Annotated in this window: 20 protein-coding genes; 17 read left to right on the forward strand and 3 right to left on the reverse strand. The window is 55.6% G+C overall.

What is annotated here, in order from left to right:
- Positions 1-8: 8 nt before the first annotated feature.
- Positions 9-1,649, reverse strand: a complete 1,641-nt coding sequence (locus tag WCC56_RS10410; RefSeq protein WP_424692298.1) for a TIGR04028 family ABC transporter substrate-binding protein — start codon at positions 1,647-1,649, stop codon at positions 9-11.
- Between the two features lie 248 nt (positions 1,650-1,897).
- Positions 1,898-2,845 carry a sulfonate ABC transporter substrate-binding protein gene (locus WCC56_RS10415; RefSeq protein WP_424692299.1) on the reverse strand — a complete coding sequence of 316 codons (948 nt, stop codon included), beginning with the start codon at positions 2,843-2,845 and terminating at the stop codon, positions 1,898-1,900.
- Positions 2,846-3,036: 191 nt separating this feature from the next.
- Between WCC56_RS10415 and ssuD the strand changes: the two genes are divergently transcribed.
- Positions 3,037-4,203 (forward strand): FMNH2-dependent alkanesulfonate monooxygenase, encoded by a 1,167-nt coding sequence (ssuD, locus tag WCC56_RS10420; protein WP_424692300.1) that lies wholly within the window; start codon positions 3,037-3,039, stop codon positions 4,201-4,203.
- Positions 4,204-4,378: 175 nt separating this feature from the next.
- Here the strand turns inward: ssuD and WCC56_RS10425 are convergent, their stop codons facing one another.
- Entirely contained in the window at positions 4,379-5,515 is a 1,137-nt protein-coding gene (locus tag WCC56_RS10425; RefSeq protein ID WP_424692301.1) for an alpha-hydroxy acid oxidase, read from the reverse strand.
- Between the two features lie 449 nt (positions 5,516-5,964).
- Between WCC56_RS10425 and WCC56_RS10430 the strand changes: the two genes are divergently transcribed.
- The 16 genes from WCC56_RS10430 to WCC56_RS10505 all read left to right on the forward strand — a co-directional run bounded on the left by WCC56_RS10430 (position 5,965) and on the right by WCC56_RS10505 (position 21,136).
- Positions 5,965-6,954 (forward strand): ABC transporter substrate-binding protein, encoded by a 990-nt coding sequence (locus tag WCC56_RS10430; protein ID WP_424692302.1) that lies wholly within the window; start codon positions 5,965-5,967, stop codon positions 6,952-6,954.
- 44 nt (positions 6,955-6,998) lie between these two features.
- Complete coding sequence (locus tag WCC56_RS10435; RefSeq protein WP_424692303.1) at positions 6,999-7,844, forward strand: ABC transporter permease; 846 nt, start codon at positions 6,999-7,001, stop codon at positions 7,842-7,844.
- Positions 7,844-8,608: an ABC transporter ATP-binding protein gene (locus WCC56_RS10440; protein ID WP_424692304.1), complete on the forward strand. Its 765-nt coding sequence runs from the start codon at positions 7,844-7,846 to the stop codon at positions 8,606-8,608. The genes WCC56_RS10435 and WCC56_RS10440 overlap by 1 nt, the downstream gene beginning before the upstream one ends.
- A 12-nt stretch (positions 8,609-8,620) precedes the next feature.
- A complete protein-coding gene (gene hisD, locus WCC56_RS10445; RefSeq protein WP_424692305.1) occupies positions 8,621-9,949 on the forward strand; it encodes a histidinol dehydrogenase in 1,329 nt (442 codons plus the stop codon).
- Positions 9,942-11,228, forward strand: coding sequence for a hypothetical protein (locus WCC56_RS10450; protein WP_424692306.1), 1,287 nt, complete (start codon positions 9,942-9,944; stop codon positions 11,226-11,228). Before hisD ends, WCC56_RS10450 begins: the two co-directional genes overlap by 8 nt.
- A gap of 9 nt (positions 11,229-11,237) precedes the next feature.
- A complete protein-coding gene (locus WCC56_RS10455; protein WP_424692307.1) occupies positions 11,238-12,203 on the forward strand; it encodes a zinc-dependent alcohol dehydrogenase in 966 nt (321 codons plus the stop codon).
- Positions 12,200-12,958, forward strand: a complete 759-nt coding sequence (locus WCC56_RS10460; RefSeq protein WP_424692308.1) for an SDR family NAD(P)-dependent oxidoreductase — start codon at positions 12,200-12,202, stop codon at positions 12,956-12,958. The genes WCC56_RS10455 and WCC56_RS10460 overlap by 4 nt, the downstream gene beginning before the upstream one ends.
- Before the next feature lie 242 nt (positions 12,959-13,200).
- The gene (locus tag WCC56_RS10465) at positions 13,201-14,205 is read left to right on the forward strand and encodes an MsnO8 family LLM class oxidoreductase (protein ID WP_424692309.1); all 1,005 of its coding nucleotides are present in this window, start codon (positions 13,201-13,203) and stop codon (positions 14,203-14,205) included.
- A gap of 14 nt (positions 14,206-14,219) precedes the next feature.
- Positions 14,220-15,383, forward strand: a complete 1,164-nt coding sequence (locus tag WCC56_RS10470; RefSeq protein WP_424692310.1) for an amidohydrolase — start codon at positions 14,220-14,222, stop codon at positions 15,381-15,383.
- Positions 15,384-15,396: 13 nt separating this feature from the next.
- A complete protein-coding gene (locus WCC56_RS10475) occupies positions 15,397-16,707 on the forward strand; it encodes an LLM class flavin-dependent oxidoreductase (RefSeq protein WP_424692311.1) in 1,311 nt (436 codons plus the stop codon).
- A 14-nt stretch (positions 16,708-16,721) separates the two neighbouring features.
- The gene (locus WCC56_RS10480; protein WP_424692312.1) at positions 16,722-17,663 is read left to right on the forward strand and encodes an ABC transporter substrate-binding protein; all 942 of its coding nucleotides are present in this window, start codon (positions 16,722-16,724) and stop codon (positions 17,661-17,663) included.
- Positions 17,664-17,673: 10 nt separating this feature from the next.
- A complete protein-coding gene (locus WCC56_RS10485) occupies positions 17,674-18,186 on the forward strand; it encodes a GNAT family N-acetyltransferase (RefSeq protein WP_424692313.1) in 513 nt (170 codons plus the stop codon).
- Between the two features lie 9 nt (positions 18,187-18,195).
- Positions 18,196-19,122 carry an amino acid ABC transporter permease gene (locus tag WCC56_RS10490; RefSeq protein ID WP_424692314.1) on the forward strand — a complete coding sequence of 309 codons (927 nt, stop codon included), beginning with the start codon at positions 18,196-18,198 and terminating at the stop codon, positions 19,120-19,122.
- Positions 19,106-19,900 (forward strand): amino acid ABC transporter ATP-binding protein, encoded by a 795-nt coding sequence (locus tag WCC56_RS10495; protein ID WP_424692315.1) that lies wholly within the window; start codon positions 19,106-19,108, stop codon positions 19,898-19,900. Before WCC56_RS10490 ends, WCC56_RS10495 begins: the two co-directional genes overlap by 17 nt.
- A gap of 12 nt (positions 19,901-19,912) precedes the next feature.
- Positions 19,913-20,845, forward strand: coding sequence for an ABC transporter substrate-binding protein (locus WCC56_RS10500; protein ID WP_424692316.1), 933 nt, complete (start codon positions 19,913-19,915; stop codon positions 20,843-20,845).
- A 108-nt stretch (positions 20,846-20,953) separates the two neighbouring features.
- On the forward strand, positions 20,954-21,136 hold the full coding sequence (locus WCC56_RS10505) for a hypothetical protein (protein WP_424692317.1): 183 nt from the start codon (positions 20,954-20,956) through the stop codon (positions 21,134-21,136).
- Positions 21,137-21,300 lie beyond the last annotated feature (164 nt).

Raw genomic sequence — 21,300 nt, forward strand, 5'->3', positions numbered from 1 at the left:
AGACCTCCTTAATGCTTTTCAAGCCAGGCGCCATACAGCGAAGGACGACCGACGGCTTCGAACTTGACGCCTTTCAGCCACGGCGCACCGGCAAAGACCTGCGGCTCTTCAAAGATCGGGATCACGTAAGCCTGGTCGAGCAGGTAACGTTGCACATCACCGGTTAACTGAAGGCGTTTAGCGGGATCGATCTCGGCGGAAATGGCCACCAGCAGCAGATTCAGCTGGTCATCACGGAAGCTTTTGACCTTGTCGCTGGAGCCGCCTTTTTGCAGCAAAGCGTCGCGGTTCGCAGGATAGAAGCTGCTTTTGATCACGTCAGGATCGGCCCGTCCTACTTCGGTTACATTCAACGGTGTTTTCAGCGGGTCGAGGCTGTCCAGCGTTTTGCTGCCTGCATCGCCGGCCTTCACTTTTAATTCCACCCCAACCTGACGCCACTGTTGAGCGACCAGTTGCAAAACCTCTTTATTCTGTGGCTGCGGAAGGGACTCATAAACAGTCAGCGATAAAGGCTTACCGTCTTTTTCGCGGATGCCGTTGGCACCGGCTTTCCACCCTGCTTCATCCAGCAGGCTTTTGGCTTTTGCCTGATCGAAGGTCAACTTGTCCGCCAGGTTTACGTAGCCCGCCGCAGTAGTGGCAATAACGGAAGTGGCCTGTGGATAGTTAGGAGAGAACAGCGTTTCCACAACTTGCTTTGCGTTGGTGGCATGCAGCAGCGCCTGGCGCACGCGCAGATCGCTGACCAGCGGGTTATCGGGACGGAAACTCAGGCTGTCGTTAACGCCACGGGTTGGGGCGGCGTAAAGGGGGAAGTTTTGATCTTTGGCCTGTTTCTCATCATAGGCCTGAACCTGCCGGATAAAGTCAGCCTGACCTGCCAGCAGCGCACCGATGCGCACGCTGTCTTCCGGCGTGACAATAATTTTGATGCCGTCGAGATTGGCCGGACCTTGCTGCTTAACGTTTGCCGGGCCCCATTGGTACGCTTTGCGGGCCACCAGATCAACCTCACGCCCCAGCTTCTCATCGCTGACCACAAACGGGCCAGAGCCAATAATATGGCGGGCATCACCGAGCTGGTCGAAACTGCGCGCCAGCGTGCTGAGTGAAACCAGGCCAGAGCCGATAGTCGCCGTGCCCTGCAGGAAGCCCGGTGAGGACTTTTTGAAATAAAACTTCACGGTGAGCGGATCGATCACTTCGCTGCGATCGTAATTATTAATGACCTCTGACACCGGCAGGCGCTGGGCTTTATTCCCAAGACCGTAAGTGTCGAAGTTTTTGGCTACCGCGTTAGCATCCAGCGGCGTGCCGTCTGAGAAGGTGACGCCAGGGTGCAATTTAAAGGTGTATTCGGTTTTATCAGCGTTCGTTGTCCAGCTTTGGGCAATCCACGGCTCCACTTGCAGCGTTTCCGGGTTTTGCCACGTCAGCTTATCGGTGATTTGGTTCAGGATGCCGCCGTTGGGGTAAAAGCCACCGGCCGGGGGATACAGATTGGTGTGCGCCTGCTGCTCCAGATAAATCAGCGTTCCGCCTTTAACCGGGGCATCTGCTGCAACGGCGTTTCCGCCGAACAGGGCAAAGGCAATGCTTAAAGCCAGCGGACGAGCCAGCGCCTCAGGGCGAAAAATGGTCGGCATAGGTAATCCTTTAACGTCAATATTTTCAGGGAAGTGACGTTAAATATCAGGCTTAAGCCGCCGTCTGGTGAACCAAGGAAATCCGCTAAGGTTACTCGGTAAGTGAATATGGACTCCCGTCCAGAAATATCCTGCAGAGACAATGAACGAACGCTGACTGCGCCACTGTCTGAGTTTTCAGTCGGCGTAAAAAAGGGCAATCAACAGATTGCCCTTTTAGCTTGTGCCGCCAGAGAACATAGGGCGGATTATTTCTTATCCAGTGACCAGGTCGCGCTACTGACATTAACCTTCACCGGCAGCAGGCCAATTTGGGTGAACTTATCGGCCAGCGCCTGCTGTTCTTTAAACACTTCCGGCGTCATGCGTTCTGCACCAAACGGCATTCTTGCAATGGCTCGCTGCCAGATGGGCTGGGGCAAACCGGTGGAGGTCGATAATATCTTGGCCGCTTCATCGGGGTTTTTGTTGGCCCAGTCACTCAGCGTGCCTAGCTGATCGACCACTTGTTTGGCGGTCTGCGGATAGGTATCAGCAAACTTACGACTCGCGAGGTAGAAGGTGTAATGCGGCACCAGACCTTCTGCATTTTTAATCAGGCGAGCTTTGGCGTTGGTCTCGACCTCTGCGTAATACGGATCCCAAATCACCCAGGCATCTACTGCGCCACGTTGGAAAGCCGCGCGCGCATCGGCTGGCGGCAGATAAATAGCCTTTACATCTTTGTAGCTCAGCCCGGCATTTTCCAGCGCGCTGACCAACAGATAGTTCACGTCAGAGCCTTTATTCAGCGCTACGCGTTTACCTTTCAAATCCGCCACGGTTTTGATGGCGGAGTTTTCCGGCACCACAATCGCTTCGGTTTTTGGGTTAGCAGGCGAATGGGCCAGATAAACCAGATCGGCTTGCGCGGCCTGGGCGAACGTTGGCGGAGCATCGCCAGTGGCGGCCAGATCGATACTGCCCACGTTCAGTCCTTCCAGCATTTGTGGCCCGGCTGGGAATTCAACCCACTTCACCGCGATACCCTGTTTTTTAAACTCGGTATCGAGCGTGCCACGGTATTTCAGCAGCGCAAAGATATTGGCTTTCTGGAAACCGATGGTAACGGTTTTCGGAGCGGTTTCTGCCAGTGCGTTAAAAGCAGAAGCGCTGAGGGCAGCGGCAATCAGGCCACTAAGTAAGACTTTTTTCATCATTTTCCCCTGAATATAAATCGGTGTTTCAGCAACATAGCAAACCACCCCGTAACGGCTTAATGATGAAAACTGCTGTTCTATGCAGAAAAACGCATGTTGAAACGTGCCTCTTTGCTGCTAGGTTGTTTATAACCAGATTTGATCAATACTTATAATAAATTAATATACTGTTATATAGGAGCCGACTAATGAGTGACTCAGCGCAGGACAATCTCAACGTATTTTGGTTTTTACCGACCCACGGTGACGGCCGTTATCTGGGGACAACGGAAGGAGGAAGAGCGGTTGATTTGCCTTACCTGCAGCAGGTGGCGTTAGCCGCCGATAACCTGGGGTATTACGGCGTGCTGATCCCCACTGGCAAAAGCTGCGAGGATTCATGGTTAGTGGCTTCGGCGCTGGCACCGATCACTAAACGGCTGCGTTATCTGGTCGCCGTGCGTCCCGGCTTACAGCCACCCACTCTGGCCGCCCGCATGGCCGCCACGCTGGATCGCCTGTCTGAAGGCCGTCTGCTGATTAACGTGGTGACCGGCGGCGACCCGGTAGAAAACAAGGGCGATGGCATCTTCCTTAGCCACGCCGAGCGTTATCAGGTCACCCGCGAATTCCTCGACGTCTATTCCCGCCTGTTGAAGGGCGAAAAGGTGGATTATCAGGGCGAGCATATCCGTGTGGAGGGGGCTGAAGTGCTGTTTCCTCCTGTTCAGAAGAATGGTCCTCCGCTGTACTTCGGCGGATCCTCTGAAGAGGCGCTGGAGGTGGCGGTAAACCAGATCGACACCTATCTGACCTGGGGAGAACCGTTAGAGCAGGTAGCGGAGAAAATCGCCGTAGTTCGTCAAAGGGCAGAAGAGCGAGGCCGCACGCTGGATTACGGCATTCGCCTGCACGTCATCGTACGGGAAACTGAAGAAGAAGCCTGGGCCGCTGCCGACAAGCTGATCGCCCATCTGGACGAAGAGACGATCGCCGCCGCGCAGAAAATTTTCTCCCGCATGGATTCAACCGGCCAGGCCCGCATGAGTGCGCTGCATGGCGGATCGAAAGACGGTTTACGCATCGCGCCGAACTTATGGGCAGGCGTCGGTTTGGTTCGCGGCGGTGCCGGAACTGCGTTAGTAGGCAATCCGCAGCAGGTTGCGGAACGTATTCGTGAATATCAGGCATTAGGCATCAAAAACTTTATCTTCTCCGGCTATCCGCATCTGGAAGAAGCACACCGCTTTGCCGAACTGGTTATGCCGTTGCTGCCACTGGCGAGCAATGAAGAGAAACGCCAGCGCACCATTAACACCGGACCTTTTGGCGAAACTATCGGTGGCGATCGTCGTCCGGTTAAGCAGGGCAGCTGAGGTCTGGACCAGGTACTCGGTACAATGAACCCAACGTGCCAGCGGCAAGGATGCTGTTCTCTGCTGCGGAAGAAGGGGACTTTGACCGCTTGTATCGCGCTTGCAGCCTTCAGGATTGAGACAAAGCACTGTGGCAGGACAGTAAAGTCTATTCACATCAGAACGGAAAGCAGCCTCACACCTTGCGAAGCAGGTGCGGGCCCAGATCCTTCAGACTCCGACAGCCAAGTTGGGCCAGCGTCCGGTCAATCTCGCTGTGCATTATGGCCAGCGCCTGCTCCACGCCAGCCTGACCGTAACTTGCCACTGCGTAGAGCATCGGGCGGCCCAGCAAGACGGCGTTAGCGCCCAACGCCAGCGCCTTCACCACATCTGTACCGCGTCTGAAACCGCTGTCGATCAGGATCGTGGCCTCACTGCCCAGTGCCGCGCGGATCTCAGGCAACATCTCCATCGGGCTGACGGTGCCATCTAACTGACGGCCACCATGATTCGACAGCACTACGCCTTGCGCACCCAGCTCTATGGCCTGTTGCGCGTCGCTCACCGTCAGCACGCCTTTCACCAGCAGCGTTCCTTGCCACTGTTCACGTACCCAACGTAACGTCTCCCAACTCAGTGCGCTGTCCATCTGCTGGGAAAAATAGCTGGCTCCCCCGGCCCCACGCTGAAACTCTGGCGGCGTATAAGGCTGTAAATTACCAAACCCAGGCATACCTTCAGGTCGCAGGGTGCGCCAGAGCCAACCCGGCTTAGTGGCCACATTCAGCAGGCTGGGCAATGAGAGTTTCATCGGTCGGCGGTAATGGCGTTTATCGCGCTCGCGATTGCCAAAATGTACCGCATCCACCGAGACCACCAGCGTGCGACAACCGGCTTGATGGGCGCGCTTCAATAAGTCCGTGGTGATCTGACGATCTTTTAACACATAGAGCTGAAACCAGTGATGCCCCTGACCGTCAGCCGCAATGCTCTCCATCGAAGCGGTAGACACCGTGCTTTGGATCCAGGGAATTCCCTGCTTACGTGCCGCACGCGCCAGCGAAAGGTCTGCCTGATAACGCAGCATGCCGTTATAGCCAGTAGGGGCGATTAGCAGGGGAGCGGTACAGAGTTCATCACTCAGCGTGACGCTCAACTCGCGCTGGCTTGAATCCTGCAATACCGGCGGCACGAACTGCCAGCGGGCAAAAACGGCCCGATTGTAGAGCAGGGTTTGTTCATCTTCCGCACCGCCATCCACATAGTTAAACGCGAAGGCAGGCAACACGCGTTTTGCCTGCTGGCGCAGATCGTCCAAATTCAAAATCATCCTAATTTCCTCAAAGCAGCGAGAAGACGCGGTTTATTCACTTTGCAGCCAACCGGCTGAGCGTATCGCCACGGTACAGTCCTGTCTATACAACTAAGCAATCTCCATGCCAGAGACCTGCAAACCTCCCCGTCAGGTGGTGCAGAGAGAAATCTTGGCAACACGCACTGCGATGAAGCAGTAGGCGTACATCAAGAATAGTTCTGAACCAGAGGATCACTCTTTAGACGTTATTGCGTGTTTTTTCTGCTGATTATCCTGACAAATACTGTGGAGGATTTTTGAGCTATGCTGGTGCAATGTGCTGAAAAAATGAACTCTTATTGTGCAGTGATTTAGCAGAACCCCGCCGCATCTCCCTTTTTTGGTTGGCATAGCTCTTGCATTGGCTTGTATATACAGGATTCTACATTACCGTCACCCCTCACTTTCATCAGAAGGAAATCACTATGCTGTCACCGCGCGTGTTGAAAAATTCCGTTGCTCTGGCCTTCAGTTTGACCGTGCTGGCTTCCGCCTGCAGTTATGCAGCCACTGCGCCGGAAGCGGGTACGTTGAAAATGGGCGTTGAACCCTGGCTCGGTTACGGTCAATGGCATGTGGCCACGGCCAACGATCTGTATAAAAAGAACGGTCTGGAGAAGGTTGATGTCATCAACTTTGCTGAAGATAAAGACATTAACGCCGCGCTTGCCAGCGGCCAGATAGATGCAGCAAATATTGCCACCCACACTGCGATGGGGATGATTGCCGCCGGGCTGCCGGTGAAAGTGGTGTTACTGCTCGATCAAAGCCAGACCGCTGACGCGATGCTGGTTTCCGGTGACGTGAAGACATTGAAGGACTTGAAAGGTAAGCAGGTGGCTTTCGAAGAGGGAACCACCAGCGACATCCTGCTGCACAGCGCGCTGGCTTCTGCCGGGCTGTCTTTCCGCGATATCAAGCCGGTGCCGATGCCTGCAGCCACGGCCGGAAGCGCCCTGATCGCAAAACGCGTGCCGGTGGCGGTGACGTACGAACCTTATCTGACCGTAGCGATGAAAGGTGACCCAAGCCTGAAAATGCTCTACAGCGGTGCCTCCGATCCTGGCCTGATCAGCGATGTGCTGGTGGTACGTGATGAGGTGATCAAAAACCGCCCGGGCCAGATTGCTGCGCTGATCAAAACCTGGGATGCGGCCGTTGCCCATTATCAGGCCAACACTCAGGCCGATCGTGATGTGATCGCTAAGGCCGTGGGCGCCACGCCGGAAGATTTAAAGACCGCTTTTGATGGCGTGAAGTATTACTCCCTGGCGGAAAACAGAGCCTTGCTGGGCAAAGACTTCACCAACAAAACCTTCCCTCATGTGCTGAAAGCGGCGACAGAGGCCGGCATCGTGCAGCAGCCGGTCACGCCGGAACAAGTGATCGACGCCAGTTTCGTCAACGCAAAATAACGGGTTAAGGCTCCTCACGCGGTGGGGAGCAGTCTGGAGGCGTTATGAGTTCATTAAAACTGGAGGGCGCAGTGCCGCCCGGTAAACCCCGGCGGCGGCGCATGACCCTGCTGACCATCGGTAAAGCGCCGACCCGCACGCAGTTTGTCTCTATCGGCATCGCGGTGTTTGCCATTTTGCTGTTGAGCTGGTGGCTGGCAACGCGTAACGGCGCTATTCCGGCTATCTTCCTGCCAAGCCTGGGCAATGTCTGGCATCGCATGGTCACGCTTGCCAGCAACGGTACCCTATGGAGCGACGTACAGAGCAGTCTTTATCGCATCGTCATCGCCTTTTTGATCTCTTCAGTGATGTCGATTGTCATCGGCGTACTGGCTGGCTGTTATGGCTTGTTCAAGGCGATTGTCGAACCGCTGGTCGATTTTATCCGCTATATGCCGGTGGTGGCGTTTGTGCCGCTGACCATTCTCTGGACCGGCACCGATGATATCCAGAAATTTCTGGTGATCTGGATCGGCACCTTCTTCCAGCAGGCGCTGATGATGATTGATGCGGTCAAGCGGGTGCCGGTCGACTTTATCGGTCTGGGCCGTACGCTTGGAATGCCGGACCACAAAATCCTGCTGCGTATTGTTCTGCCTGCCGCGCTGCCAGCCATCTGGGATGCGCTGCGCATCAGCCTGGGTTGGGCATGGACCTGGCTGATCCTCGCCGAACTGGTGGCCTCCACTTCAGGTCTGGGTTACCGCATCGTGGTTTCCCAACGCTACTTCCAGACCGACACCATCATCGGCTACATCCTGCTACTGGGGCTGTTAGGGCTGATTACCGATCAACTGATGCGGGCTGCCGAGCGCGTCCTGTTCCGCTACAACCGGAGAAGCGCCTGATGGCTACGTTAACGCTACAGAATCTGGATAAAAGCTTTGCGATGGGCAAAACGCGACGTCGCGTGCTGCACGGCATCGATCTCACGCTGAACGATAACGAATTCGTGTCAATTGTAGGTTCGTCTGGCTGCGGCAAAAGCACCTTACTGTCGATTGCCGCCGGGCTGGAAGAGTTCGACAGCGGTGATGTGCTGGTAGATGGCGAGTCGATTACCGGACCCGGTCTGGATCGCGGGGTGGTGTTTCAATCCTACACCTTGCTGCCCTGGCTGACCGCGCGGCAGAACATCGAGTTCGCCTTGAAAGCAGCGGGAACGCCAGCTAAACAGTGCCGTGATATTGCGCAGCAACATCTTGAACTGGTGAAGTTGGGTAACTCGGCTGACCGCTGGCCGGGCGAGCTTTCCGGCGGCATGAAACAACGCGTGGCGATTGCCCGTGCGCTCTCTTACCGGCCAAAAATACTGCTGATGGACGAGCCCTTTGGCGCGCTGGATGCCATGACGCGCCACCAGATGCAGCAGTTGCTGATTGAAATCTGGGAGCAGCACCGCCTGACGGTGATGTTCGTGACGCATGATATTGAAGAAGCCGTCTGGCTTTCCGATCGCATTGTGGTGATGGGGCCAGGCGTGATTGACACCACTTTTGCCGTTCCGCTGCCGCGTCCACGGCTGGCGAGTCTGAGCCGTGATGCTGACTTTATCGATCTGCAACACCGCGTGCTTGAACGTATTCATCAGCCTGAATTGGCCAATCACTAAAGGGGATCCACGATGTCAGTCACTTTTCACGACCTCAGCACCACCGAAATCCTGCCAGCCGAGCTATTTAAACGGACTGAATCTGACCTCTCCTTTTTTAGCGAGCGCGTCACGCCGATTATTGCGGCGGTAAAAGAAGAGGGCGATGCCGCCTTGATCCGTTTTGCGCGCGAATTTGATGGCGTGCAGCCCGACACATTTTCACTGCGTGCCGAAGCGTCGGAGTTTGATGAAGCCTTTGCTCGAATGGATCCAGAAGTGATCGAGTCAATCCGCTTTTCGGTAGAAAACGTGCGTGCCTTCCATGAAGCGCAAAAGCCGGAAGAGATGTGGCTGAAAGAGATGCAGCCGGGTGCGTTTGCCGGCGATCGCCACGTGCCGATAGATGCAGTGGCTTGTTACGTGCCGCGAGGCAAAGGCTCTTTCCCAAGCGTGCTGATTATGACGACTATCCCGGCTGTGGTTGCGGGGGTTCCCCATGCCATCGTGATTACGCCGCCAGGCCCGGACGGTAAGGTTGACGATGCCACACTGGTCGCCGCCAGGCTGGTAGGCATTAGCGAAATCTATAAATGTGGCGGCGCACAAGGTGTGGCAGCGGTGGCTTACGGCACCGAAACCGTGCCGAAATGCCTGAAAATCGTCGGTCCCGGCAGTCCGTGGGTGGTGGCGGCAAAACGTCAGCTGACCCATCTTCTGGATCCGGGCGTTCCAGCCGGACCAAGCGAAAGCATCATCCTCACAGATGACAGCGTTGACGGGGCGCTGGCGGCGCTGGATCTGATTATTGAATCAGAGCACGGGCCGGATTCTTCAGCCTATCTGGTGACCTCCAGCCGCCGTGTTGCCGAGCAGGCTATCGCCGCGTTGCCGGGATACTGGGCGCAGCTTAGCGAAAAGCGTGCTGAATTTTCCCAGGCCGTCCTGTGCGGCACCCATGGCGGTGTGGTGCTGACCAAAGATTTCGCCACGGCGGTAGAATTTGTGAACCAGTATGCGCCGGAGCATCTGGAAATTTTGGCTAAAGAGCCGATGGCGGTGATGACGCAGATCCGTAATGCGGGCGAAATTCTGCTGGGCAAACATACGCCCATTACTCTGGGGAACTTTGTGCTTGGCCCAAACGCCGTCCTGCCAACCAATGGCGCAGCGAAAACCGCGGGTCCGCTGTCGGTGTTTGATTATATGAAGCGCATTTCGGTGGGGTATGTCACCGAAGCGGGCTATGACGCGCTGGCGGTAAAAGCCAAACGCTTTGCGGAATATGAAGGTTTTCCGGGGCATGCCCTGGCCGTTTCTGACCTGCGTACCCGCCTGATAAAAGGGGATGGCAATGACTGAACTCCTCCGCGAACCGCTGGCGGCGCAGGCGCGTACCCTGGCTCGCGCTGGTGAGTGGCAACAGGCACAGGAGAAATTGCGCCAGCTGATTGCTGAGATCACCGGTTGTCAGGCGACAGACCTGACCATTAACCGCGATCAGTACAGCCTGAACTCGTTAAATGGCCGCGTCACGCTCGCCGACGATCGCACCCTTTTCTTCAAATATCACCACGAAGAGGGGGAAGATCACACCATTGAAGAGTATTACCGTGCTGAACTGCTGCGTGAATATGGGTTTGCTGTCGATGTCCCGGTGTTTGCCTGCGGTGAGCCGGGCAGACAGATCCTGCTTTATACCATCCGCGAAGATAAACGGCTGGCCGATGTTTGCCGCGAAATTGAAACTGCCCAGGCCTGGGATCTTATCGAGCCTGTGGTTAAGGCTCAACAGCGTGCTGACAGCGCTATTTTGCAGAAGACATTACCGACCTTGCGGCGTGGCAGCGTTGCTGACGTAGTGGCCGAGCCAATTCATCAGCTCTTCTGGCATCGCCTGGTTTCCCCCAATGTGCCAGCCGGGCTCGGCGGTCGGGTAGAGCAGTTTTATGTCGGCAAGGAATTCGCTCTGGCGGGTGAAACGCTCAGCTGGCAAACGCTGAGTAATCTGCACTGGGAGATCAACGGCGTTCGCTATCCGCACACTTTGCGGCAACTTTTTCTCGAGGCAGGTACTGTTTTAGCGCCGAACGCACTGGCGATGCAGGGCGTGGTGGTGGCTCATGGCGATGCTCACAACGCTAACGTCTGGTTTGATACTCAGGGTGAACAGCCTGAGTTGATCAGTTTCGATCCGGCCTTTGCCGGAAAGGATATCCCGGCGCTGATCGCCGAAATCAAAGCGACTTTCCACAATATCTTTGCCCATCCCAGCTGGCTGTATGAACCTGCTGAAGTGGTCGATCGCTATCAGGTCAGCGTCAGGCGAGAAGGTGACACCCTGTCAGTTACCCATAACTGGCAGCTGACGCCACTGCGTGAAGCTTTTCTGCAAAGTAAGGGCGAACGCTACTGGCAACCGATGCTTGCGGCCCTTAAGGCGGAAGGCTGGTTGCCTGCCAACTGGCAGCGTATCGTCCGCCTGGCGCTGTTTTGCTGCCCAACGCTGGTGCTGAATCTGCGCCCTGGAGGCGGAAGCGGGCACACGCCAGAGAGTGCATCTCTTGGGCTGGCCATAGCGGTGATGTTGGGCAGTGAAGGTGAGGATCTGTTCAACCGCTGGCTGCAAAAACTGGTGTGAGGAGCGAATATGAAAGCGGTGCGTTTATACGGTGTCGGTAAGCTTCAGGTTGAAAATATTCCCGTTCCAACGCCAGCAGCGGATCAGCTTCATCTGAAGATCCTGGCGGCTGGCATTTGCGGATCGGATCTGCATAACTTTCGCACTGGCAAGTGGCTAGCTCAGCTGCCGGTGACGCCTGGGCACGAGCTGTGCGGAGAAGTTATCGCGGTTGGGTCTGAGGTTAGCGGCTTCGCCATTGGCGATCGCGTGGTGGCCGATTCCCGCTCCTGGTGCGGGGAGTGCCCTGCTTGCCTGAGCAAAAAATACAACTTGTGCCGCTCGTTGGGTTTTGTGGGGGAGGTCTGTGACGGCGGCTTTGCCGAACAGACGGTTTTACCTGCACGCGGACTGATGAAAGTGCCCTCTGACTTACCTGCGGAAATCGCCGTCCTGAGCGAACCGCTTGGCGTTGCCTTGAGGGTGGTTAATCAGCTTAACGCGCCAGCGGGCTCATCGGTTCGCGTTGCGGGTGGTGGCACCATTGGCGGACTGGTTGCCTTGCTGCTTCACCATGTAGCCAAATGTCAGGTTCAGCTGGTTGAGCCAAACGCCTCACGTTATCAGCGTCTGGCCGCCTTGATCCCGTTACAACCGCCAGCTGAATTTGACTTTGCCGTTGAAGCCACGGGCATTGGCGCTGTCATGCAGCAGCTGATTGAGGGCATTGAAGCGGGCGGGCGTATTGCGCTGGTCGGGCTGTTTCATCATCAAAGTGAGATCGATTTTAACCAGCTGGTGGAACGTGAAATCGGCCTGGTCGGTTGCAGCGTATTCCGTGATGAGCAGCGACAGGCATTATCGCTGCTGCCTGAGCTGGCAGACCAGTTGGCCACGCTGACCGCGCCAGTTATCGGGCTGGATGAGGTTCCTGCAACTTACCAGATGTTGATAGCCGGGCTCAGTCCTTACCTTAAATCGGTGGTGGTGCCATGAACAGTGCGCTGCAACGTTTTTCTCTTACGGGTAAACAGGCTTTGGTCACTGGCGGCAGTCGTGGTATTGGTCACGCGCTGGCGCTTGGGCTGAGTGAAGCCGGCGCGCAGGTGACTATCACTGGCCGCGATGCCAACTCGTTGGCTCTTGCGCTGGACAGCCTGCACAAGATTGATCCCAGCGCCCGTGCAGAAGTGGTCGATGTTACCCAACAAGGAGACATTGAACGGCTGTTCACGAAGATCTCGCCAGATATCGTGATCAATAATGCCGGGACCGAACAGCTGTGCCCGTCACTGGAGGTAGATGAAGCGCTATGGCAGCGGATTATCGACACCAATCTGAAAGGGGCCTTTTTTACCGCACAGGCCGCTGCACGCCAGATGCAGCAGCGCGGCGGCGGATCGATCATCAATCTCTGCTCGCTAACCAGTGAAGTTGGCGTACCGGGCGCGGCAGCTTATGGTGCCTCCAAATCGGGATTACTTGGCTTAACTCGCGCGCTCAGCAGCGAATGGGCCAGCAAGAATATTCGCGTCAACGCCATTGGGCCGGGTTATTTTAGCACCGATCTCACCGCTGAGTTTTATCAAGACCGGCAGTGGTGCGAACGCATGCTGGAGAAGATCCCGTTAGGGCGATTCGGTGAACTGGACGATCTGGTCGGTGCCGGCATTTTTCTCAGCTCCGATGCGGCCCGCTATATTACCGGGCAGGTCATTTATATCGACGGCGGCTATCTGGCTTCGATCTGAGTGTGAAAGTGAACACAACCGGTTCCAACGGTAAATCTCTATTTGGTCAAAGCTTAGCTGAAAAATAAAATACCCCTTCCGAAGCCCTCAGCCAGAGGGCTTTATAATTTATTCCCTGCCATAAAAAGCCCGAATACTCTCTATTGCCATTTTATCACTTCATATTTCACTATTTGTTGTTTTACCTATTAGCGTTGCCACTCCACACTCGGTTCAAATAGAGAGTAATAAGGAACAGGTGAATGGCATATCGATTGAGTCTGTTAGATAAATCGCCGGTTGCACCGGGAGAGACACCGGGCGCAGCCTTACAGCGCACGCTGAAACTGGCTCAGCAGGCGGAAGCCTGGGGCTATCACCGTTTCTGGCTGGCTGAACACCATAATACGTCAAGCCTTGCGAGTCCTTCTCCGGAGGTATTAATTGCCTGGATTATTGCCCAGACCAGACATATTCGTGTCGGGTCTGGCGGCGTAATGTTGCAGCATTACAGCCCTTATAAAGTGGCTGAGAACTTTAATTTACTGGCTTCACTGGCACCGGGTCGAATTGATCTTGGCGTAGGTAAAGCGCCTGGTGGTTTACCGCTTTCAACCCATGCGTTACAGCAGGGCATTCATGCGGACGAAAAGGGCAGCTTTGCCGATCAAGTGAGCCTGCTCGACAGCTGGTTGCAGCCTCCTGCACTGACTGATGAATTCGATGAAGAAGCGCTGAACGCCACGCCAATCCCCTTAAAACCGGCCAGCCGGTTCCTGTTAGGGGCGAGTGAAGAGAGTGCGCGCCTGGCTGCTGAGCTTCACTGGCAGTTTGTCTTCGCAGCCCATATCAACGGCGACAGAAAGCAGCTGGAAAACTCCCTTGCGACTTATACGCGCTTGAGTAAAGGAGAAAAAGCGTTGGTGGCCGTTCAGGTGGTCGCGGCTGATTCTCCGGCGCAGGCCGAGCTGCTGGTTTCCGGCCTGAAGCAGTTCCATGTCCAGGTTAAGAACGGTCCAGCGGTGAATGTTGCCAGCCTTGAGCAGGCGGAGCGCTATGTGCGGCAGGGCGGTTTTAAAGATTACCTGATCGAACCGCGAACCCCTTCATTGCTGAAAGGTACCGCCGCGCAGGTTCACGCGCAGTTTGAGGCGTTGCATCAGAACTTCGGCATTGATGAATTCATTATCGATACACCAATCGTCGATGCTGCAGCGAGACGACACTCGCTGGAACTGCTGGCTACCCATCATCTGATTGCGGCCTGAAGCGGAGGTTTACCTTGAAGCCAAATAATGAAGCACAGCTGATTGAATGGCGTCGCGAGTTGCATACCTGGCCGGAACTGTCCGGCAAAGAGTTTGAAACTACCCGACGACTACGTGAATGGTTGCAGAAGGCTGGCATCAGGTTGCTGGACACGCCGCTGGAAACCGGAGTTGTGGCTGAAATTGGCGAAGGTGAAACGCTGATTGCGCTGCGTGCAGATATTGATGCGTTACCGATTTTTGAAACCAGTGGCGTCCGTTTTCACTCGCGGGAATCTGGCGTAATGCACGCCTGCGGCCACGATCTGCACAGTGCGGTGATGTTGGGTGCGGCACTTGAACTGAAGGCAAATGAAAAGCAGCTGCAAGGCCGTGTTCGCCTCCTGTTTCAACCTGCTGAAGAGATTGCCGTGGGGGCGAAGCAGCTCATTGCCGCTGGTTTGCTGGACGGCGTGCAGGCGATCTTTGGTATGCATAATGAGCCAGGATTGCCAGTGGGCACGTTTGCCACCCGTAGCGGCGCGTTTTATGCCAATGCCGACAAATTTATTATCCGGGTAAAAGGCAAGGGTGCTCACGCTGCGCATCCTGAACAAGGTGTCGATGCCATTGTGGTCGCCAGCCAGATCATCCAGGGGCTACAAGCACTTACCAGCCGCAGCTTCAACACCCTCGACAGCCTGGTGCTGAGCATTACGCGCATTGACGGCGGGAAAACATGGAACGTGCTGCCTGCTGGCGTGGAATTTGGCGGCACTGCCCGTACGCACGATCTCACCGTCCGGGCCGAACTGGAAGCCAGAGTCCGCCAGTTGGTGGAGAGTTATGCGCTGGCGAGCGGAGCTGAAGCCACGCTGAGCTGGCATCCCGGTCCACCGGTACTGGTGAACGATGCTGACTGGGCTCAATTCAGCCTTGAAGTGGCTCAGTCTGTAGGGTATCGGGTGCTGAATGCCGATCTGCATCTTGGGGGCGAAGACTTCGCTTTCTACCTGCAAAAGGTGCCCGGCGCCTTTGTCAGCATCGGCAGTGCCAGTGACTATGGCCTGCATCACGGCAGCTTCAATCCTGACGAAGCGTCCATTGCCCCGGCCTCACACTATTTTGCTCAACTGGCGCAGCAGGCGGTTCAGCACCTCAATACAGCACACTCCACGCCGCTGAGCGAAACTCACTAAAAGGGAAACCCTCATGACCACAAGACAACTTCGATTGGGCACTATTCTGCATGGCGCGTCGGGAAACATGTCGGCATGGCGCCATCCGGCGGCTCAGGCCGATGCGAGCATCAACATTGAGTACGCCAAAAAAATCGCCCGTAAAGCGGAGCAGGGCAAACTGGATTTCCTGTTTGTCGCCGATGGTCTGTTTATCAACGAAAAATCGATTCCGCATTTCCTGAACCGCTTTGAACCTTTGACCTTGTTGTCCGCCCTGGCGGGTGCTACCGAACATCTGGGGTTAGTGGGTACGGTGTCCACTTCTTACAGTGAACCTTTTACCGTTGCCCGCCAGTTTGCCAGCCTTGATCACCTGAGTGGCGGTCGTGCTGGCTGGAATGTGGTGACTTCGCCATTAGAAGGATCGGCCAAAAACTTTTCCCGCCAGCAGCACCCGGAACATGCGCTGCGTTACCGCATCGCTGACGAATATTTGCAGGTGGTCAAAGGGCTGTGGGATTCCTGGGAAGAAGGCGCGTTTGTGCGCAATAAAGAGAGCGGTCAGTTCTTTGATCCGCAGAAATTGCACACGCCGAATCACCACGGTGATTTCTTCCAGGTACAGGGCCCACTGAACATTGAACGCACACCGCAGGGACGCCCGGTCATCTTCCAGGCCGGTGCGTCTGAAGATGGCCGCAAACTGGCCGCTCGCCATGCCGACGCCATTTTCACCCATCAACCCACGCGTGAAGAAGCGCAGGCTTTTTACCGCGATGTGAAAAATCAGGTGGTGCAGAACGGCCGCCAGCCGGAAGAGTTGCATATCTTCCAGGGCGTCAGCGTGATTGTCGGTAACGATGCGCAGGATGTTGAAGACCAATATCAGGCCACGGCCGCGCTGGTTTCCATCAAAGATGCGCTGAACTATCTGGGCCGCTTCTTCGACCACCATGACTTCTCGCAGTACCCGCTGGATGAGCCGTTCCCGGAACTGGGTGATATTGGTCAGAACAGCTTCCGCAGCACCACCGATGAAATCAAACAGAAAGCCCGTCAGCACGGACACACTTTGCGCCAGGCCGCACTGGAAGCCGCCACGCCTCGTCCGCTGTTCCATGGCACGCCAGAACAGGTCGCAGACGGTTTGCATCTGTGGTTCGAAAGCAAAGCGGCTGATGGCTTCATCATCAACGGCGGGACACCGGATACTTTTGAACGCTTTGTCGATCGTGTTGTACCGATCCTGCAGGCAAGAGGCCTGTCACGAAGTGAGTATCCAGGCAAAACCTTGCGTGACAGCTTCGCGCTGAAAAATCCCCTTAATCAGTTCGCCAAATAATAAGAGCCCTTGCTATGCAGAAAACGAAAACACTCCTCGCTTTGCTGTTACTGGCCGCCAGCGGCAGCAGCTTTGCGGATACCACCAATGTGGCGGTAAACGGTCAACGCGTCAGCCTTGAAGCCAATAAAACGCCAGTCAATACAGCGAAGAATCCGCAGGCGGTTTCGGCCTTACCTGCCGGATTCCGCCCAGCGGTTCCGGGTTCATTCACTGTCGCGGTAGCCGCACTGAATTCACCGCCACTTACTGTGTTCTCTGACGACAACAAAACCCTGCTCGGCAGCGAGGTCGACATTGCCCGACTGGTTGCAGACAGCCTGGGCCTGAAGCTCAACGTGGTGCCCACTTCCTGGGAAGACTGGCCGCTGGGCGTGGCCTCTGGCAAATATGATGCGGCGATCACCAATATTACCGTCACCAAAGAGCGTAAAGAGAAATTTGATTTCGCTACTTACCGAAAAGACTCGCTGGGCTTTTATGTGAAAACCAGCAGCCAGATTAAGTCTCTGACCCAAGCGGAAGACATTGCTGGCCTGCGGATTATCGTGGGTTCAGGCACCAATCAGGAAGCCATTCTGTTGGCCTGGGATAAAGAGAATCAGGCGAAAGGGCTGAAGCCGTTCACGCCGGTGTATTCCAAAGATGACGCAGCCCAGACGCTGGCACTGCAATCGGGAAGGGCTGATGCCTATTTCGGCCCTAACGTGATTGGCGCGTGGAAAGCCGCACTGACCGGCAAAACGCGACTGGTTGGCAGTGTGGATGGCGGCTGGCCGAAAGCGGCGCATATCGCGGTGACGCTGAAAAAAGGCAGTGGCCTGGTCGATCCAGTGAGCATTGCCCTGAACGGCGTGATGCAGAACGGCGACTATCAAAAAGTCCTGAACCGCTGGGGAGAAGGTGTGGAAGCCATCGACCATTCTGAAATCAACCCGCCGGGATTGGGCGACTGAGGAGCCAAAAATGAGCCACAGACACTTTCGTGACCTGTCGCCGGAAGCCCCTGAACTGCAACCGATCCTGGCTGGCTTGTTTGGGGAATATGCCGCGCGCTACGGCGATTACTTCGCCCGGGCAAAAGAGGTGGAGTTAACCGAATGGTATTTGCCGCCGCAGGGGCTGTTTATCGTGCTGGAAGAGGAAGGCGACATCATCGCGATGGGCGCTTATAAGCCTTATGACCAGCAGACCGCTGAGCTTAAACGTATCTGGACGCGCAGCGATCTGCGCCGTCAGGGGCTGGCGCTGACTGTGGTGAAGGAGCTTGAGCGGCGCGCCATTTTGGCGGGCTATCAGCGATTTTTCCTGACTACGGGGTTTCGTCAGCCTGAAGCCGTCCGGCTGTATAGCGGCCACGGTTATGTGCCGCAGTTCGATCTGAGTGGCGATCTGGAACGTTACAGCCAGCCGCCTCATGACGGTCGCCTGCGTTTTATCAAAGTGGTGGATGCTGACCACATCGCTAAAGCCAGTTAAGGAGTGAACATGGAAAAGGAACAGCAGTTAGACGTGGTGCCAGCGCGTTACCCTGGCCGCATTATTGGGGCGGTCATCGCCCTGTTTATTCTTGCCAGCGTGGTGCAATCGGTGGCCTTCAATCCCCGTTGGGAATGGGGCGTGTTTGCCCGCTGGTTCTTTGATCCGGTGATCCTGCACGGAGTGGGACAAACGCTGCTACTCACGCTGTTGGGCACGATCTTTAGCCTGGCTTTAGGCGGCTTACTGGCGCTGGCCAGGCTCTCTTCCTCCTGGTTGCTGAGCAGCCTGGCCTGGGGCTATATCTGGCTGTTTCGTTCGCTGCCCCTGATCGTGGTGTTGATCATCCTCTATAACTTCTCGTATCTGTACGAAACGCTGTCAATAGGCGTGCCGTTTACCGGGTTATCCTGGGGGCATTTCCAGACCATTAATGTGCTCGGTCAGTTCCCTGCGGCGATTATTGGCCTGACGCTGGTGCAGGCTGCTTACAGCGCAGAAATCATTCGTGGCGGCTTTCTCGGGGTGGATTATGGCCAGCATGAAGCGGCTTCCGCGCTGGGATTATCGGCGTTTCGCCGCACCTTCCGCATCATTTTGCCGCAGGCTTTACGCGCCATCATTCCCACGGCTTTTAATGAAATTATCAGCCTGGCGAAGGGCACCGCGATGGTTTACGTGCTGGCAATGCCGGAACTGTTCTACACCATCCAGATGATTTACAACCGCAACCAGGAAGTGATCCCGCTGCTGATGGTAGGCGCCGCCTGGTATCTGATTATCACCACCGTCCTGTCAGTGATCCAACATCACGTGGAAAGCTGGCTGGCGCGCAGCGTTACCCGGGAACCGAAACCTTCGCGCTGGCGTCAATGGCGCACCCGCGTCACGCCACTTACCCCGTCAGAGGAGATCGTGCATGTCAGAAGCCATTGATTATCGCCAGGCAAATGCCACCGGAGCGATCAGTATTACCGGTGTCAGCAAAAGCTTTGGGCAGCATAAAGCGTTGAATGCTGTCTCGCTGGAACTGGACCCCGGTTCGGTCACGGTGATCCTCGGCCCTTCGGGGTCAGGCAAATCCACATTATTGCGATCGATCAACCATCTTGAACGGGTAGACGAGGGCTTTATCCGCATTGATGGAGACTACATTGGTTATCAGCAACGGGGTAACAAGCTGTATGAACTGAAGGAGAAGGCGATCCTTCGCCAGCGTATCAACGTCGGTTACGTGTTCCAGAACTTCAATTTGTTTCCTCATCTGACCGTGCTGGAGAACTTGATTGAAGCGCCAGTGGCCCATCGTCAGCTGTCCAAACGCGATGCCATAACCCGCGCAGGCGAACTGCTGGACATTGTTGGCTTGCGGCATAAAGCCGATGCCTGGCCGCGCCATCTCTCCGGCGGGCAACAGCAGCGAGTCGCTATTGCCCGCGCGTTGATGCTCAATCCGCGCGTCATGCTGTTCGATGAACCTACTTCTGCACTGGATCCTGAACTGGTCAGCGAAGTGCTGGACGTGATCAAGAAACTGGCGAGGTCTGGCACCACGCTGGTGATTGTCACCCATGAAATCGGCTTCGCCCGGGAAGTGGCGGATCATGTGGTGTTCATGGACGAGGGGAAAATCATCGAGCAGGGCAGCAGCACGCAGGTGCTGAACAATGCCCGTCATGAACGAACGCGCCGCTTCCTGGCCCGTGTACTGTAAAAAAGGGATCTTATGATCAACGGAAATGCGCCTACGGCCTGCTCAATCATTGCCGCTTCGCTGACCGGCGCTTTATGGCTGAGCAGTTTCAGTGTTTCAGCGGCTGAAAAGCTGGACGTGTTGAAAAACGAAACGCCGATTAATGCGCCTGCCAACCCAGAGGCGATAAAAAAAATCCCCGCTGGTTTTCACTTTATCGAGCCGGGTTACTTAACGGTGGCCACATCAGCCACCAATTCACCGCCGCTGGCGTTGCTGGCCTCGGACAATAAAACGCGGATTGGCAGTGACCCGGACATTGCCAGATTATTAGCCGACAGCCTGGGGCTGAAACTGAAGCTGGTGCCAGCATCGTGGGAAGACTGGCCGTTAGGGATTGCGGCGGGGCGCTATGATCTGGCGATGTTTAATATTGCGGTCACCGAAGAGCGAAAGAAGAAGTTTGACTTTGCTACCTATCGCTCTGATAACCATGCGTTTTCGGTGAAGGTGAACAGCCCGATTGCCTCGATAGCTTCGCCGAAGGATGTGGCGGGTAAGAAGATCATCGTGGCTTCCGGCACTAATCAGGAAAGGATTTTGCTCAGTTGGGACAAGGAGAACCGTGAAAAGGGGTTAGCGCCGGTAGAGCCGATCTACCTGACGGATGATGCCTCTGCCACGCTTTCGCTGCTATCTGGGCGGGCTGACGCAATGTTTGGGCCGCACTCTATCGCCGCGTGGAAAGTGGCATCAAGGGGGCAAACCAGGCTGGTGGGAAACGGCCCCTTCCGTGCCTGGGTGGCGGTAACCACGAAAAAGGGCAACGGGTTAGCCCCGGCGTTACAAACCGCGCTGGAGGGCACCATTGCGGGTGGGCAGTATCAACAGGTGCTGCAACGTTGGGGAGAACAGGATGAAGCTATTGCTCATTCGACGGTGAATCCTCAGGGAATTGTTTATTAAGGCCATATCTGCTCACCGCATAACGGATGCAGATATCCTTATTTCCGTTCTTTTACGCAATCGGGTAAATCTGTAGTCACAGAACGCACAATCCATTGGGAGAAGATGATGAGCAACTGGTTTACTCGCCTGTTTGGGCAGATGGCTAACGAGTTACCTGACGAATCGGTAGCCAGGCAGCACCCCAACGTTGAACGCATCTTTGAGTCGATTATTCCCATCGCCGGCATGTATGGTCTGGATTTTGGTCATTTCGATTCGAAGGGGTTTATGCAGACCGAGTCGCATTAATCATTGCGGATGGTGAGCCTGTTACCGGGTCAGGTTGCAGGCGTAGAGCAAAGGTGAACGCTTGAACGTTGCTGATGAAACTTAATGGGTTGTTGATATCGCGGTGTGATGCGTTGACGGATGTGGAGTGAAAGTAGGGCTGTGTGTTGAGGTTTGCTGTAGTT

Source organism: Erwinia sp. (assembly GCF_049696395.1).
Lineage (GTDB): Bacteria > Pseudomonadota > Gammaproteobacteria > Enterobacterales > Enterobacteriaceae > Erwinia.

Bases quoted from the DNA above. Each gene is read 5' to 3' on its own strand.
- WCC56_RS10410 (WP_424692298.1), bottom strand. From the start codon at position 1,649: ATGCCGACCATTTTTCGCCCTGAGGCGCTGGCTCGTCCGCTGGCTTTA.
- WCC56_RS10415 (WP_424692299.1), bottom strand. From the start codon at position 2,845: ATGAAAAAAGTCTTACTTAGTGGCCTGATTGCCGCTGCCCTCAGCGCT.
- ssuD (WP_424692300.1), top strand. From the start codon at position 3,037: ATGAGTGACTCAGCGCAGGACAATCTCAACGTATTTTGGTTTTTACCG.
- WCC56_RS10425 (WP_424692301.1), bottom strand. From the start codon at position 5,515: ATGATTTTGAATTTGGACGATCTGCGCCAGCAGGCAAAACGCGTGTTG.
- WCC56_RS10430 (WP_424692302.1), top strand. From the start codon at position 5,965: ATGCTGTCACCGCGCGTGTTGAAAAATTCCGTTGCTCTGGCCTTCAGT.
- WCC56_RS10435 (WP_424692303.1), top strand. From the start codon at position 6,999: ATGAGTTCATTAAAACTGGAGGGCGCAGTGCCGCCCGGTAAACCCCGG.
- WCC56_RS10440 (WP_424692304.1), top strand. From the start codon at position 7,844: ATGGCTACGTTAACGCTACAGAATCTGGATAAAAGCTTTGCGATGGGC.
- hisD (WP_424692305.1), top strand. From the start codon at position 8,621: ATGTCAGTCACTTTTCACGACCTCAGCACCACCGAAATCCTGCCAGCC.
- WCC56_RS10450 (WP_424692306.1), top strand. From the start codon at position 9,942: ATGACTGAACTCCTCCGCGAACCGCTGGCGGCGCAGGCGCGTACCCTG.
- WCC56_RS10455 (WP_424692307.1), top strand. From the start codon at position 11,238: ATGAAAGCGGTGCGTTTATACGGTGTCGGTAAGCTTCAGGTTGAAAAT.
- WCC56_RS10460 (WP_424692308.1), top strand. From the start codon at position 12,200: ATGAACAGTGCGCTGCAACGTTTTTCTCTTACGGGTAAACAGGCTTTG.
- WCC56_RS10465 (WP_424692309.1), top strand. From the start codon at position 13,201: ATGGCATATCGATTGAGTCTGTTAGATAAATCGCCGGTTGCACCGGGA.
- WCC56_RS10475 (WP_424692311.1), top strand. From the start codon at position 15,397: ATGACCACAAGACAACTTCGATTGGGCACTATTCTGCATGGCGCGTCG.
- WCC56_RS10480 (WP_424692312.1), top strand. From the start codon at position 16,722: ATGCAGAAAACGAAAACACTCCTCGCTTTGCTGTTACTGGCCGCCAGC.
- WCC56_RS10485 (WP_424692313.1), top strand. From the start codon at position 17,674: ATGAGCCACAGACACTTTCGTGACCTGTCGCCGGAAGCCCCTGAACTG.
- WCC56_RS10490 (WP_424692314.1), top strand. From the start codon at position 18,196: ATGGAAAAGGAACAGCAGTTAGACGTGGTGCCAGCGCGTTACCCTGGC.
- WCC56_RS10495 (WP_424692315.1), top strand. From the start codon at position 19,106: ATGTCAGAAGCCATTGATTATCGCCAGGCAAATGCCACCGGAGCGATC.
- WCC56_RS10500 (WP_424692316.1), top strand. From the start codon at position 19,913: ATGATCAACGGAAATGCGCCTACGGCCTGCTCAATCATTGCCGCTTCG.
- WCC56_RS10505 (WP_424692317.1), top strand. From the start codon at position 20,954: ATGAGCAACTGGTTTACTCGCCTGTTTGGGCAGATGGCTAACGAGTTA.